Source organism: Staphylococcus pseudoxylosus (assembly GCF_044794325.1).
Classification (GTDB): Bacteria; Bacillota; Bacilli; order Staphylococcales; family Staphylococcaceae; genus Staphylococcus; species Staphylococcus pseudoxylosus.
Map to the genome: position 1 here is coordinate 2,033,441 of NZ_CP085024.1, position 13,564 is coordinate 2,047,004.

At 32.7% G+C, this 13,564-nt stretch carries 11 protein-coding genes; 4 read left to right on the forward strand and 7 right to left on the reverse strand.

Going from position 1 to position 13,564, the window contains the following annotated elements; translation table 11 throughout:
• Positions 1 to 152: 152 nt before the first annotated feature.
• Together LG295_RS09735 and LG295_RS09740 are read left to right on the forward strand one after the other, a co-directional pair.
• Positions 153 to 338, forward strand: a complete 186-nt coding sequence (locus tag LG295_RS09735) for a DUF2187 family protein (RefSeq protein WP_002483735.1) — start codon at positions 153 to 155, stop codon at positions 336 to 338.
• A 5-nt stretch (positions 339 to 343) separates the two neighbouring features.
• Positions 344 to 946, forward strand: a complete 603-nt coding sequence (locus tag LG295_RS09740) for a type II CAAX prenyl endopeptidase Rce1 family protein (RefSeq protein ID WP_107531516.1) — start codon at positions 344 to 346, stop codon at positions 944 to 946.
• A 47-nt stretch (positions 947 to 993) separates the two neighbouring features.
• Here the strand turns inward: LG295_RS09740 and LG295_RS09745 are convergent, their stop codons facing one another.
• The 7 genes from LG295_RS09745 to LG295_RS09775 all read right to left on the reverse strand — a co-directional run bounded on the left by LG295_RS09745 (position 994) and on the right by LG295_RS09775 (position 10,658).
• Positions 994 to 2,502 (reverse strand): bifunctional UDP-sugar hydrolase/5'-nucleotidase, encoded by a 1,509-nt coding sequence (locus LG295_RS09745; protein ID WP_107531515.1) that lies wholly within the window; start codon positions 2,500 to 2,502, stop codon positions 994 to 996.
• Between the two features lie 291 nt (positions 2,503 to 2,793).
• Complete coding sequence (locus LG295_RS09750) at positions 2,794 to 4,152, reverse strand: TrkH family potassium uptake protein (protein WP_107531514.1); 1,359 nt, start codon at positions 4,150 to 4,152, stop codon at positions 2,794 to 2,796.
• Between the two features lie 18 nt (positions 4,153 to 4,170).
• Positions 4,171 to 5,955 (reverse strand): trypsin-like peptidase domain-containing protein, encoded by a 1,785-nt coding sequence (locus tag LG295_RS09755; protein ID WP_325999600.1) that lies wholly within the window; start codon positions 5,953 to 5,955, stop codon positions 4,171 to 4,173.
• 253 nt (positions 5,956 to 6,208) lie between these two features.
• Positions 6,209 to 7,006 carry a TerC family protein gene (locus LG295_RS09760; protein WP_107531513.1) on the reverse strand — a complete coding sequence of 266 codons (798 nt, stop codon included), beginning with the start codon at positions 7,004 to 7,006 and terminating at the stop codon, positions 6,209 to 6,211.
• 363 nt (positions 7,007 to 7,369) lie between these two features.
• The gene (locus LG295_RS09765) at positions 7,370 to 8,932 is read right to left on the reverse strand and encodes a peptide chain release factor 3 (protein ID WP_107531512.1); all 1,563 of its coding nucleotides are present in this window, start codon (positions 8,930 to 8,932) and stop codon (positions 7,370 to 7,372) included.
• 12 nt (positions 8,933 to 8,944) lie between these two features.
• Positions 8,945 to 9,184 (reverse strand): YueH family protein, encoded by a 240-nt coding sequence (locus tag LG295_RS09770; protein WP_325999598.1) that lies wholly within the window; start codon positions 9,182 to 9,184, stop codon positions 8,945 to 8,947.
• Positions 9,174 to 10,658 (reverse strand): UDP-N-acetylmuramoyl-L-alanyl-D-glutamate--L-lysine ligase, encoded by a 1,485-nt coding sequence (locus LG295_RS09775; RefSeq protein ID WP_107531519.1) that lies wholly within the window; start codon positions 10,656 to 10,658, stop codon positions 9,174 to 9,176. Before LG295_RS09775 ends, LG295_RS09770 begins: the two co-directional genes overlap by 11 nt.
• Before the next feature lie 441 nt (positions 10,659 to 11,099).
• Between LG295_RS09775 and LG295_RS09780 the strand changes: the two genes are divergently transcribed.
• The gene (locus LG295_RS09780) at positions 11,100 to 12,275 is read left to right on the forward strand and encodes a diglucosyl diacylglycerol synthase (RefSeq protein ID WP_107531510.1); all 1,176 of its coding nucleotides are present in this window, start codon (positions 11,100 to 11,102) and stop codon (positions 12,273 to 12,275) included.
• Positions 12,253 to 13,440 (forward strand): lipoteichoic acid biosynthesis MFS flippase LtaA, encoded by a 1,188-nt coding sequence (gene ltaA, locus LG295_RS09785; protein ID WP_107531509.1) that lies wholly within the window; start codon positions 12,253 to 12,255, stop codon positions 13,438 to 13,440. Before LG295_RS09780 ends, ltaA begins: the two co-directional genes overlap by 23 nt.
• Positions 13,441 to 13,564: the final 124 nt, after the last annotated feature.

The window sequence follows — 13,564 nt, forward strand, 5'->3', positions numbered from 1 at the left end:
ATATTTTCACAAAAATTGCCAATCATTCACTTTGAGAATAAAGTAAAATTTATAAATTGTCTTATATCAAGCAATTTAATGGTTATTTGTTTATTTGTACGAGGATTTTTTGTATAATACTATCTAGTTAGCATTTCTAGGGAGGACTAAAAATGACTGTTGCAGAAGTTGGAAATATCGTAGAATTTTATGACGGCTTAAAAGGTCGAGTAGAAAAAATTAATGACAACTCAGTAATTGTTGATTTAACAATTATGGAGAACTTCGAAGAACTAGACTTGCCTGAAAAGACTGTCATTAATCATAAACGGTATACAATCGTTGAACAAGAAGGATAGTTAAAATGAATAGACTTTCTAAGGCATTAATATGGTTTATCGTCAGTTTTCTTGCATTTCATTTGATCTTATATGTTATGTGGGGTGAAAAACAAGAATATTGGTATCTATATACCGGTATCATGCTAATCGCAGGTGTTAGTTATGTTTTTTACCAAAGAGATATAGAGTCTAAACGACTACTGACGTCTTTAGGTATAGGTATTATTACAGGTATTGTGTTAATCATTATTCAGCTTATTATCGCAGCTATAGCTACCGATATTAAATATGCTGAATTAATCAAAGAGCTAACACGTACTGGTGTGTATTATAAATGGCAAATGTTAGTTACATTAGTTTTTGTAATACCTTGTCACGAATTATATATGCGTACCGTATTACAAAAAGAATTACTTAAATTAAATTTACCTAGTTGGTTAGGTATTATAATTACAGCATTTTGTTCAGCTTCTTTATTTTACTACCTAGATAATTTATGGATTGTGTTCTTTGTATTTGTTATACAAATCGTACTTTCATTAAGTTATTTTTATACACGTCGAATTGCCACAACAGTTATTGCACAAATTGTTGCTGTGGTAATCTTATTAATATTTAACGCATAAACCTTAAAAAGCTGGGAGACTCATTATAAAATGAATCTCCCAGCTTTTTATATTATAACCTCAAATGTTTGTTTTTGCTGAATTTGATAGTCTTGATTTTTTAAATTACGCGAAATTAATTCGACCATTGTGATTTCACCAGTTTCATGAATCACAGCATCTTCTAAATATTGTCTATAATTTCTATAACAGTAATCTGTCATACTTACACGATACATATGATCTAATCTAATATTTTTAAGTGTAACGCGGTTAAACGGCTCCGCATTCATATCTATAATGTAGTCTACACCTTGCCAGAACGTACAAAGGGTTTCATCTACAATAGTTAAACTAAGCTCACCTTGGCTAAACTCAATATGACCATAACAATATTCTAAAATATCTTTAATTTGTTGACCCTTTATCGTTAAATCAATTGGTATATCAGGATGAGGATGTGCATTATATAGTTCCTCATTCGTTATAGTCCCTGACAAACCTTCTTCTCCACTTATAGGTAAGTGTATACATGAAATATCGTAATCAAATGCTAATCGTATACTATCATGTAAGAGCTGTGTAAACTTATGCGGTTTAGTGATAACATCCGCCAATCCTTCAACTTTAGCATCAATATCTGTGGTAGTTAAAATTTCCTTACTCCAATGTTCGACCGTTTTCCTGTCATAAAAAGTCAAATCTAATAAATCCTTATCTTCATGATATTCGTTCAAATCAATAATCTGAGATTGAATATCTTCTAATTCATATGAAGTAGTACGTTTTTTAAAATCAATTTTCACATGAATTAACTGTTCGGCATTTTGTCCTGCTTGAACATAAACAGTTTTATCATTTTGGCCTATAAACGTTTGATGTTGATGCCCGGTAATTAATAAATCTATAACTCCTAATGTCTGCATTAATTTTTCCGCTTCATTTACGTTTTGTTCATGTTCATTTGCTGACTTATTTAACTGATTGAGACCACCGTGATAAATTACTATAAGAAATTCTGGTTTCTCTGTTTCATGTATAAAACGAATCCAACGTTTAGAAGATAATAAAGTCTTTTCAATTTGAACATCTTTTTCCATTTCAAAGTGTTCTCTTTCCATTAATCCATCAGAGGTCAAACCTACTATAGCAATTTTCACACCTTCAATTTCTTTAATGGTATATGGTGTAGAAAAATAAGGCTCACGTGTACGCTTATATTCAATATTTGCCGATAACCATGGAAATCTAGATAGCGATACTGCTCTTGAAAAGAATGACAAACCAAATTTAAACTCATTGGGACTAATACCACTTGCATCATATTGCATTGCATTCATCAGTTTTATCATTGGATGACGTTTATATGGTGCAACTACAGCATAATAGAATGCTGCTAAAGAGCCTGCTAAACTACCACCACTATCTAATAGGATAACATGGTCGCTTTCTTCTCTTATCGCTTTAACATAAGTACCAGCTCTATAAATATTTGAACTGTAATCCCCGTTAAGAAAATAACTATGCATATCTGAAGTTGTGATAACGTCTATTGCAATCTTTTCACTTTTTTTCATATGCCTCTCTCCTCATTAATCACAGTTTAACATGTTTTGAAAATACCATGATACTAAAATACCATTTTTATAACTTCAAATTTTTTATATTCACATGAGCTTTTGCTCATGTGTAAGCGTCATTATCTCAATAAATTGAGAGTGATACTTCGTTCACCTGAGCTTTTGCTCATGTGTAAGCGTCACTATCTCAATAAATTGAGAGTGACGCTAAAAAGGTCCGAAGCATATAACTATGCCCCGGACTCCCATACTAATAATTATTATATAACGCTACTTATTTCAATATCATTAACCAATCTGTACACGCTCTTTTGGATAATGATATTTATCTGGTTCACGACGCCCACCAATCATAATGATGAAACTAATTAATCCGACACGACCGATAAACATCAATATCATAAGTGCTGTTTTCGACATATCATTAACATCACCTGTTACGCCTAAAGATAAACCACAAGTTCCGAATGCTGACATCACTTCAAAAAATGCTTGTAAAAATGTTATTTTTCCATTCTCCACAACAAGTATAAAAATCATACTTGCAAAGGTTAATATTCCTGCCATCGTAAATACTGCAAATGAACGTTGAACATCAGTCGTATGAATTTCACGATTAAATGCTTTAATTGATAATTTTTCTGTATTATTACTAAAGTTAAATAGGAATAGTATTAAAATAGCAAATGTTGTTGTTCTGATTCCCCCACCTACTGAACTTGGAGATGAACCAATAAACATTAAAATACTCATAATAACATTCGTACCTTCACCAAAATGGCTAACATCAATGGTCTGCAACCCAGCACTTCTAGTAGTTGCAGATTGGAAAAATGCATAAAATAACGACTTATGCCAACTCATATTTTGGAATGCATGATTATATTCCAACAATAAAATCATAATCACACCGAACACAAATAAAACTAAATATGTAACAGTTGTAATTTTTGCAAATAATGAAAACCTAAAATTAGGAATCCTATTTTTAATATAAGCTTTCACTTCAATCAAAACTGGAAAACCAATTGAGCCTAAAATAATCAAAAACATTACAATCGTTTGTACAAAATAATCATTTGCATATGGTATTAATGATTGACCTGTTATGTCTAAGCCACCATTTGTCGTAGCAGATACCGCAACGAAGAATCCTTGCATAATGGCATATTGTAAGTCCGGTGTATCTCTATAGAAATAGAAAGCCAAAAGTGCTGCACCAACCACTTCAATAATTAAAATCGTACGTACAATATCTAAAATAAGTTTAACTGTACCGCTCATTGTGTCTTTGTTATTATCTAACATAATCAATTGGCGTTCGCGCATACCTATATGCTTCCCTAACACTACCCATAACATGGTTCCTATTGCCATTACGCCAATGCCACCAATATTAAGGATAATCATAATAATGATTTGACCAAATGTTGTATAAGTTTCAACTATATTAACTGGAGAAAGACCTGTAACACTTACACCAGAAACAGCAACAAATAGTGAATCTATCGGATCCACCTTTATACCTGGTTTATGAACAAAAGGCAAATTCAGCAATAAAAACGCTACGATAATTGCTATAATATAATACATCACAATACCTTGTTGAGGGCTTGATTTTTTAAATAATTGATTGAAAATGGACAACGTTTATTCACCCCAACGCTACTTCAATTTAATGTTAATATCTTGTACTTTTCCATCTCTATATACTTTTGCAGTTAGTGTTTTCAAATCATCTTTATGACTAAATATGATTTGTCTATATCTAAGATTATCTTCTACTTCTTTACCATCTAATTCTACTATTACATCATTTTTTTGCAACCCAGATTTTTCTCCAATAGAATTAGCTTTGACATTTCCTATCAATACACCATTTTTCACATCATCAGGTAAGTTGATAGATTGTCTTGTCGTATCATCAATATCTGCAATATTAGCTAGCTCTACACCAGTATTAGGATATATTACTTCACCTTTAGCTTCAAGTTGTTTTGCAATTGATTCTGCGTCATTGACTGGGATAGCAAAGGCAATACCTTCCACATTATCCATGTCAATTTTCAATGATGCTATACCAACTAACTTACCATTTTTATCAATTACCCCACCACCAGAATTACCTGGATTTACAGGTGCATCCATCTGGAACGCACTCATTAGTACATCGAACTTATCGTCTTTATCAATATCTACTGGCACATGTCGATTTAACCCTGACACAATACCTTCTGAGACACTGCCTTTAAAATCAACACCTAAAGGATTACCTACCACAATAATAGGTTCGCCTAGTACTAATGTACTTGAATCTCCCATTTTAATGGCTTTCACGTCGCTATCAGATTTCACTTTTGCTTTGATGACTGCGATATCCGAAAATTTATCTGCTCCAATCACTTTACCTATTGAATAGTCATTATTACCGTATGTAATCTTTTGTTCTTTTTTATCACCAACAACATGTGCGTTCGTCATGATAAAAATAGAGTCGCCTACTTTTTTGTAGACGACACCTGAACCTAATTCGTTTTCTTTACCTGCTTCCTGTGTCTCTTTCTCTGCAGATGATGAATCATTACTTGTATCATTTTCTACTGTTACAACTGAATGAATTGCACTATTTGCACTTTTCATTGTAGCAGTATAAGTTTTGTCTTTATCACTATTATTTTGAAATACATAATCTTTTCTATTCCCATTATTATCTACATTACTAAAGATTGCTTGAATTAAAATCAACAATAATATAACTGCAACAACGATTAATATTTGTGCCCATTGTTCTATAAAAAAGCACTTAACTCTATCCGTAAATGACTGCGGTTGATTATCATTGTGTTGGGAAGCCATTTTTCTTTGATGTTTTGATTCGTTGCTAATACCGATATGCTGTTGTGATTTACTTTCATTTTCGTCCTCTATATAGTTATTGACACGTGATTGTTGCGCTTCTTCAGAATAAAAATGGTCGTCTTGTGCATTTTTCAACTCATCTTTTCTTTCTGAATAATCGTGTGTAGCTTCTTTATTATGCTCCACTTTAGCATTTGAATGCTTTGCAGTTGATTTAGTATCATTCAAAGTTGTTTCAGCCGTTTTTGCTGATTTATCTTTAGCATTTGTTTCTTTTTGTTGCCCTCCTTTATATGATTCATCAATTTGATTTTGACCACTTGTAATACCACTGTTATTGCTACGTTCTTTCATAACTTGTTGTTGCTGTTGAATTTCTTCCTGAGTCAGTTTCTCGATGCGTGCTTTTCTCAAATTCTCTTTCACACGTTCTTCATTATTTTTGGCTAACTCTTCTGCTTTTTCTGCACGTTGTTTTCTTGCTTTACGCTCAAATTGTACACGTTGTTCCCGTTCTTCATTATGAAAATACTCGCGTCTTTTACGGCCGTATTTTTCTTTTGGGATTACATGTTTTTTATTATCTTTCACCATAACGCCCCCTAAAACTGCATGTTTCTTTAACTTCTATTATGACATATCACATAAAATATTTCTGCTTTATTTTTATTTTATTACTATATATAAGTGATTATAAGCACTTTAAGTATATATTTCTATCATTAAGACGTCTTTAATTTTATATTAATATATATATATAAACTCCTTCCAAAATTTCCACTTTTATAGTGTCCACTTTAGAAGGAGTATATTAAAAAGTTAATTCGTTAATTTTTAATCAATTTTACTTTTCTTGCTGTTTATTTTTACGAACAGAACCTAACCATCCGATAATCACTAATAAGATCATAATCGACCAGAAGATTGACTGCCATAAAGCGCTATGTGGGAAATGCTCATCTAAAACGCCAATATCAGGATGAGCAAGCACCATAACAACTAATTTGACACCTACCCAACCAACAATCGCAAATGCTGCACCTTCTAAACCTGGATATTTATTCAATAGATTTACAAACCATGTTGCAGCAAAACGCATAATAACAACACCTAGCATACCACCTAGGAACATAACAATAAATTGACCTAAATCCATACCGCCAAAATGTATACCCACTGTCGGTAAAGTAACGGCTATAGCTAGTGCCGCAAGCATTGAGTCAATTGCAAAAGCGATATCGGCAAATTCTACTTTTAACACTGTGCCCCAAAATGATTTAGCACTTGCATGTATCTCTTCTCCAGATTCATCAAAGTGATGATCATCACTGCCATCGTTCTTATCATGGTCACTTTCCTTAAAGAAGGATATCAAATTTCGTATAGACATATATAGCAAGTATAAGGCACCTAGTGCTTGTATCCACCAGAAATGTGCAATCACACTAATTAAGAATAAGGATAAGAAACGGAATACAAAAGCACCAAGCAAACCATAAAACAGTGCTTTTTTACGTTGTTCGGGTGGTAAATGTTTAACCATTACTGCCATTACAACTGCATTATCTGCAGCTAATAAACCTTCTAAAAATACGAGTACTACTAACACCCATAGGTAAGGTAAAATCAAACTCGGATCCATATAGGACATCTCCTTTAGTTTTTTACATAAAAATAGAGACCTAAGCTAAGTCAATGCATACGAAAACTATTCACCGTATTTTAAAAAACATAAAGTAAATTAAATACAATTCATAGATAATATACACTGTTAGCAAAGGTCTCACTCGACAGTTTTATTTCTGCCCATCTTACCGGAAGTATTATACTTCGTAATGACGATAAAAATGACTAAGTTAAAAAGAATATATCAATATGCATTCAGCTACATCTAGACAATACTTGCATGCTTCATATATCAATTTAACTTTAGTTAAGTTACTCCCCTCTGACTACATAGTCATAGGTATTCTATTAATATGGTTATTATACACAAAAACAAAATTTATAACAATCCATATAATTTAATTTCTGGGAATTTCTCTTCAAACCATCTTGTGGCAAACTCATTTTCAAATAAAAATACATAATTATCATATACATCTTTCACTAGAATAGAACGTGTAGAACTCATCTTATCTTTGATGTCTTCTTCGTTTTCTATCCAGCGAGCAATTTTTTGACCAACCGGCTCCATAACAACATCCACATTATATTCATTTTTCAAACGATGTTCGAATACTTCGAACTGTAACTGTCCGACAGCACCGATGATGATTTGATTCGTGTGTAATGCTTTATAATATTGAATTGCGCCTTCTTGAACTAATTGTTCAATACCTTTATGGAAATGTTTTTGCTTCATCACATTTTTGGCTGATACTTTCATAAATAATTCAGGTGTAAATTGTGGTAAGTCTTGGAAACTAAATTTTTGGTTGCCTCCAACTAGCGTATCACCAATTTGATAATTCCCTGTATCATATAGACCGATAATATCACCAGCCACCGCATGATTTACAGTTTCTTTATCGTCCGCCATAAATGACGTTGAGCGAGTGATTTTTTGTTTTTTATTTGTTCGTTGTAAGTTAACATCCATACCACGTTCAAATGCGCCGCTCACAACACGCATAAAAGCGATTCTATCTCTATGTTTCGGATCCATATTCGCTTGGATTTTAAAGATAAAACCTGAAAAATCTAAATCAAACGGACTTACTTCTATGTCTTCTTTTGTTTGACGTGCATTTGGCATAGGCGCGTGATCAACGTATGCGTTCAAGAAATTTTGAACACCGAAGTTTGCCAATGCCGAACCAAAGAATACAGGCGTTAAATTACCGTTTAATAACGCTTCATTATCAAAGTTTTCGCCCGCTTCTTCAACTAACATAAGCTCATCAATTGCTTGGGCAAAGGCACTATCGTTTTTCATATCGTGATCTTCTTTGAGTTCGTAATCATCATCTAAGTGTAAGATGTTTTCTTCATCTCTAAACGGTTCAATTGTATGCGATGCTCTATCAATTATTCCGAAAAAGTTTTGCCCCATTCCGATTGGCCAATTCATAGGATATGTTTCTATATCTAATGTAGACTCAATTTCATCTAATAATTCAAATGGTTCTTTCCCTACTCTATCCAATTTATTGATAAACGTAAAAATAGGGATGCCTCTCATTTTACAAACCTTAAATAGTTTTAATGTTTGTGGTTCAATTCCTTTTGCACAGTCAATAACCATAACCGCGCTATCAACAGCCATTAAAGTTCTGTATGTGTCTTCAGAAAAATCTTCGTGACCCGGTGTATCTAAAATGTTTATCTTGTAATGATCATAATCAAATTGCATTACCGAACTAGTAACAGAAATACCACGTTCCTGTTCAACTTTCATCCAGTCACTTGTAGCAAACTTCCCACTTTTTTTACCTTTAACTGTACCTGCTTCTCTAATTGCACCACCAAATAATAATAATTTTTCGGTTAATGTTGTTTTACCAGCATCTGGGTGAGAAATAATCGCAAAGGTTTTTCTTGATTCTACTTCTTCCTTTATATTCATTTATAATCTCCTTTAATTCTCAAATATCCATTTAACGATGTCATCAGCAAGATGTGATGCTGTTGACTCATCAAGTAATGTAAATAAGTGTATCACAAGTTCCTCTTTCATATCATCTTCGTTTAAAGTTGATGCTACTTCTAATGACCAATTTATTTCAGGAATGGCTATAAGAAATAATTGGTTTACTACATTTTCATATATATACACATTAGCCTGAACGTCAATAAAATTGATTTTTTTAACCTTCATGAGGACCTCCACCAAATTTTTTATAAGCCGCTTCTAATCCAATAAGATCATCACGATGCGGTACTTTGATGTGGCCAGGCATAATTTGATATGGTTCTCGACCTTTAGAAGCTAATACCACAGTATCCCCTGGCTCAGCAATATCTATAGCATGTCTTATGCCATCAGCACGATCGTAAAATTCAATATAGTTATCATGCGTTGCCCCTTTAGCTAATTCTTGTGTTAATTTCTTAGGATCATCATCTGCAGGATTATCAGGCGTAAAGATAACGTAGTCTGCTCGGCATGCTACACGTCCCATTTCAGGTGTTTTAGTTAAATCACGTTCACCTGCCATACCACATAAGAAAATTAATTTTTGTTTGGCGAATGGCTTAACCGCATCAATTAATTTATCCATTCCATCTGCTGTATGTGCATAATCTATAATTAGATCAATTGGTAGTGAAGAATCTAATACTTCTAATCTTCCTTCTACAGGTTCTAAATTTTCAACAGCTTTTATAATTTCACCTAACTCAATACCCTTACTCCACACAGCAATCATAGCAGCCATAATGTTAGAAACATTAAACAAACCAACATATGGTGAATGCACCTGAAATTTTCCTTCAGGCGTATTAAAAACGAATTTAACACCTTGTAATGATTCTTCAATTTGTTCCGCTGTAAACTGGGCGTCATTATTGACACCATAAGTGAACACTTCATATGGTGTTACTGAGCTAAGATATTCTGAAAAAGCATCATCATTATTCAACACAACATATTTATCTTGTGATAAATCCTCACCTAATTGGCTAAATAATAGTGATTTAGCATGTCCATAGGACTCCATTGTGCCGTGAAAATCTAAATGATCTTGTGTTAAATTTGAAAAAATGGCTACATCAAAATCCACACCACGAAGACGACCTAAAGATAGACCATGACTAGATACTTCTAAGGTCATAGATTCAGCGCCTGCTTCAACTGCTTCATTTATTTTCTTTGTTAATAACACTGTTTCAGGGGTTGTGTTTTCCCCTTTTGATTTAACTTCATTTATTTGAAAGCCATTTGTTCCTAAATAAGCACTGCCTTTATTTAATTTCCTATAAATATGATGTATCATCGTAGCGATTGAAGTTTTACCATTTGTTCCTGTTACACCATATGTTACGAGTTGCTTACTTGGATAATCGAATAACATATTAACTAACAAACTTGCTACACGTAAAGTATCTGGGACAACGACTTGCGTTACGTCTCCTACAATTTGTTGTTTGTGATTAACGATGATAACCTCACATCCCTGATTCACCACATCTTGGCAAAATCTATGACTGTCTACTGTATAACCTTTTGATGCTACAAATACACTACCTCGCTGTGCAGTACGAGAGTCTGTTGTTATATCTGTTATATTTCTATCTAACGTGCCGAAAACTTGTTTCACTCTAATTTTTTCAAACAACACATTTGCTTCCAACATATATCGCTCCTTTATTTCCAATACTTCTATTATACACATTTCCCACTGTTTTTATAGAATCTAATGATTTGATATTTATAATTTCTTCCTATTGTATTTAGTTCATTAATCATTTAATTATGCTCAAGCACTATTTACCTAGGTATTATAATCTTTATGGTTAAGAATATTAACCATATGTTGTGAAAATATTAATTCTTTCTATATATTTTGTTATTTGTAGAATATAAGCTTATTGTCTTATCAAAAGTGGTATTATATAGATATATAACAACTTTATTTTATTAAATTTTAATTTCCCAATGTAGTATGAATCATTTCACAAGTGTTTGTAAAATGATATAATCAAAATTAATTGTGTGTATTTTCTTTCACACCTCAAGTAAATACGTTAAAATTACCTTGAGCTAAATATAAACTATTGGAGGGTGGCTCTTAATGGTTACTCAAAATAAAAAAATACTGATAATTACTGGATCTTTTGGTAACGGTCATTTACAAGTTACGCAAAGCGTAGTAAACCAATTTAACGAAATGAATCTAGACAATTTAACAGTTATTGAACATGATTTATTTTTAGAAGCTCACCCGATTCTGACTTCTATTTGTAAAAAATGGTACATTAATAGTTTTAAATATTTTAGAAATATGTATAAAGCTTTTTACTATAGTCAACCAGACCAATTAGATAAATGTTTCTATAAATACTATGGACTTAATAAATTAATGAATTTACTTTTAAAAGAAAAGCCAGATCTTATTTTACTAACTTTTCCAACACCAGTTATGTCTGTACTAACTGAACAATTTGATATGAACATACCTATTGCAACAGTTATGACAGACTATCGCATGCAAAAAAACTGGATTACGCCACATTCACATAAATATTATCTTGCTACAGAGGAATTAAAAGACGAATTTGCAAGTATTGGCATTCCTCGAGATAAATTGAAAGTAACAGGAATTCCTATTTCAGATAAATTCGAAGCGGATATTAATGAAGAAGATTGGTTACGTAAAAATAAGTTAGATCCTAACAAACCTACTATATTAATGTCTGCAGGTGCATTTGGAGTTTCAAAAGGATTCGGCCAAATGATTCAAGAAATTCTAAACAGAAGTCCTCAAGCACAAGTAGTTATGATTTGTGGTAAAAATAAAGATTTAAAACGTTCGTTATCGAATCAATTCAAAGCTAACAATAACGTACTTATTTTAGGTTACACCACACATATGAATGAGTGGATGGCTTCAAGTCATTTGATGATTACAAAACCAGGTGGTATCACGATCTCAGAAGCATTAACGCGTCAAATACCAATGATTTTCTTAGATCCTGCACCCGGACAAGAGCTTGAGAATGCAGTTTATTTCGAAGAAAAAGGCTTTGGTAGCATAGCGCTTACACCTGAGGCAGCAATAGAGCAAGTTGCTACATTAACAAATGAGCCAGCCAAATTAGCTGCAATGTCACAAGCAATGGATTCTTCTAGAATCCCATATTCAACATACAAATTATGTAAAGACTTATTAGACTTACTTAATCATTCATCTCGATATGAGGAAGTTTACGGAAAGGTTCCTTTATATGCAAAGCTCTTCGTTAAATAATTATGGTACAAATAAAAATTTTATAATCATGCTAATAATCTTATTCTTAATGGAATTTGCTCGAGGAATGTATATTTTAAGTTATTTATCATTACTTCCAACAGCAACCTCAATCGCGGTAGGTATAACATCTATCGCTATTTCTATACATTTCATTTCAGATGCGGCTACAAACTTTGTTATTGGTTTCTTACTTAAACGCTTAGGTGCCAAATTAGTACTAACTTTAGGGTTTTTACTTGCTTTTGCTAGTTTATTTTTAGTTATTTGGTTCCCTACCGCACCAATAGTATTAATTATCAGTGCGGTCTTACTAGGTATTGCTGTAAGCCCTATATGGGTAATCATGTTAGCAAGTGTTGATGAAAAGAATCGCGGTAAACAAATGGGTTACGTGTACTTCTCTTGGTTACTAGGACTACTAGTAGGTATGGTAGGCATGAATATTATATTTAAATTTCATCCGACACAATTTGCGTTTTTAATGTCACTAGTTGTATTAATTGCTTGGATATTATATTATTTTGTAAAAATTAGACTCACAAATTATAATACTCGCCCTGTTAAACAACAATTAGGTCAAATAGTAAATGTCACAAAACGACATTTAATTCTTTTTCCAGGTATTTTACTACAAGGTGCTTCAATTACCGCTCTTGTACCTATACTACCTACATATGCAACAAAAGTGGTCGGTGTTTCAACAGTTGAATATACGATGGCAATCGTATTTGGTGGCATTGGTTGTGCGTTTTCAATGTTGTTCTTATCTAAGATAATTGATAATCATGGCACATTATTTATGTACAGTGTAATATTTGGTGGTTTTGTACTATACACACTCATGATATTTGCTTTATCGCTAATTACAGAAATTACATTGGTTTGGATACTAGCAGTATTTATTGGCCTCATGTATGGTATTTTACTACCGGCTTGGAACACATTCATGGCAAGTCATATACATTTGGATGAACAAGAAGAAACTTGGGGTGTATTCAATAGTGTGCAAGGCTTCGGATCTATGGTCGGTCCGCTTGTCGGTGGTTTAATCACTGAGTTTTCAAATTCAGTAAATAACACATTTTACTTTTCAGCTTTTGTGTTCTTATTCCTAGCTGTCTTTTACGGCATCTATTTTATCAAACGTAAAAAACAAGTTTAAAGCGTTCAGAAGCTTTAATGTTTATAGAAAAGTTTTATCAGCCATACTTAAGTTATTATTGCGAAACAATATTAACCAAACTCAAATATAAATGTATGCATGAGTTATCATAACTCAAACATTT

Excerpts from the sequence above, each read along its gene's own strand:
- LG295_RS09735 (WP_002483735.1), top strand. The coding sequence starts at position 153 with ATGACTGTTGCAGAAGTTGGAAATATCGTAGAATTTTATGACGGCTTA.
- LG295_RS09740 (WP_107531516.1), top strand. The coding sequence starts at position 344 with ATGAATAGACTTTCTAAGGCATTAATATGGTTTATCGTCAGTTTTCTT.
- LG295_RS09745 (WP_107531515.1), bottom strand. The coding sequence starts at position 2,502 with ATGAAAAAAAGTGAAAAGATTGCAATAGACGTTATCACAACTTCAGAT.
- LG295_RS09760 (WP_107531513.1), bottom strand. The coding sequence starts at position 7,006 with ATGGATCCGAGTTTGATTTTACCTTACCTATGGGTGTTAGTAGTACTC.
- LG295_RS09765 (WP_107531512.1), bottom strand. The coding sequence starts at position 8,932 with ATGAATATAAAGGAAGAAGTAGAATCAAGAAAAACCTTTGCGATTATT.
- LG295_RS09770 (WP_325999598.1), bottom strand. The coding sequence starts at position 9,184 with ATGAAGGTTAAAAAAATCAATTTTATTGACGTTCAGGCTAATGTGTAT.
- LG295_RS09780 (WP_107531510.1), top strand. The coding sequence starts at position 11,100 with ATGGTTACTCAAAATAAAAAAATACTGATAATTACTGGATCTTTTGGT.
- ltaA (WP_107531509.1), top strand. The coding sequence starts at position 12,253 with ATGCAAAGCTCTTCGTTAAATAATTATGGTACAAATAAAAATTTTATA.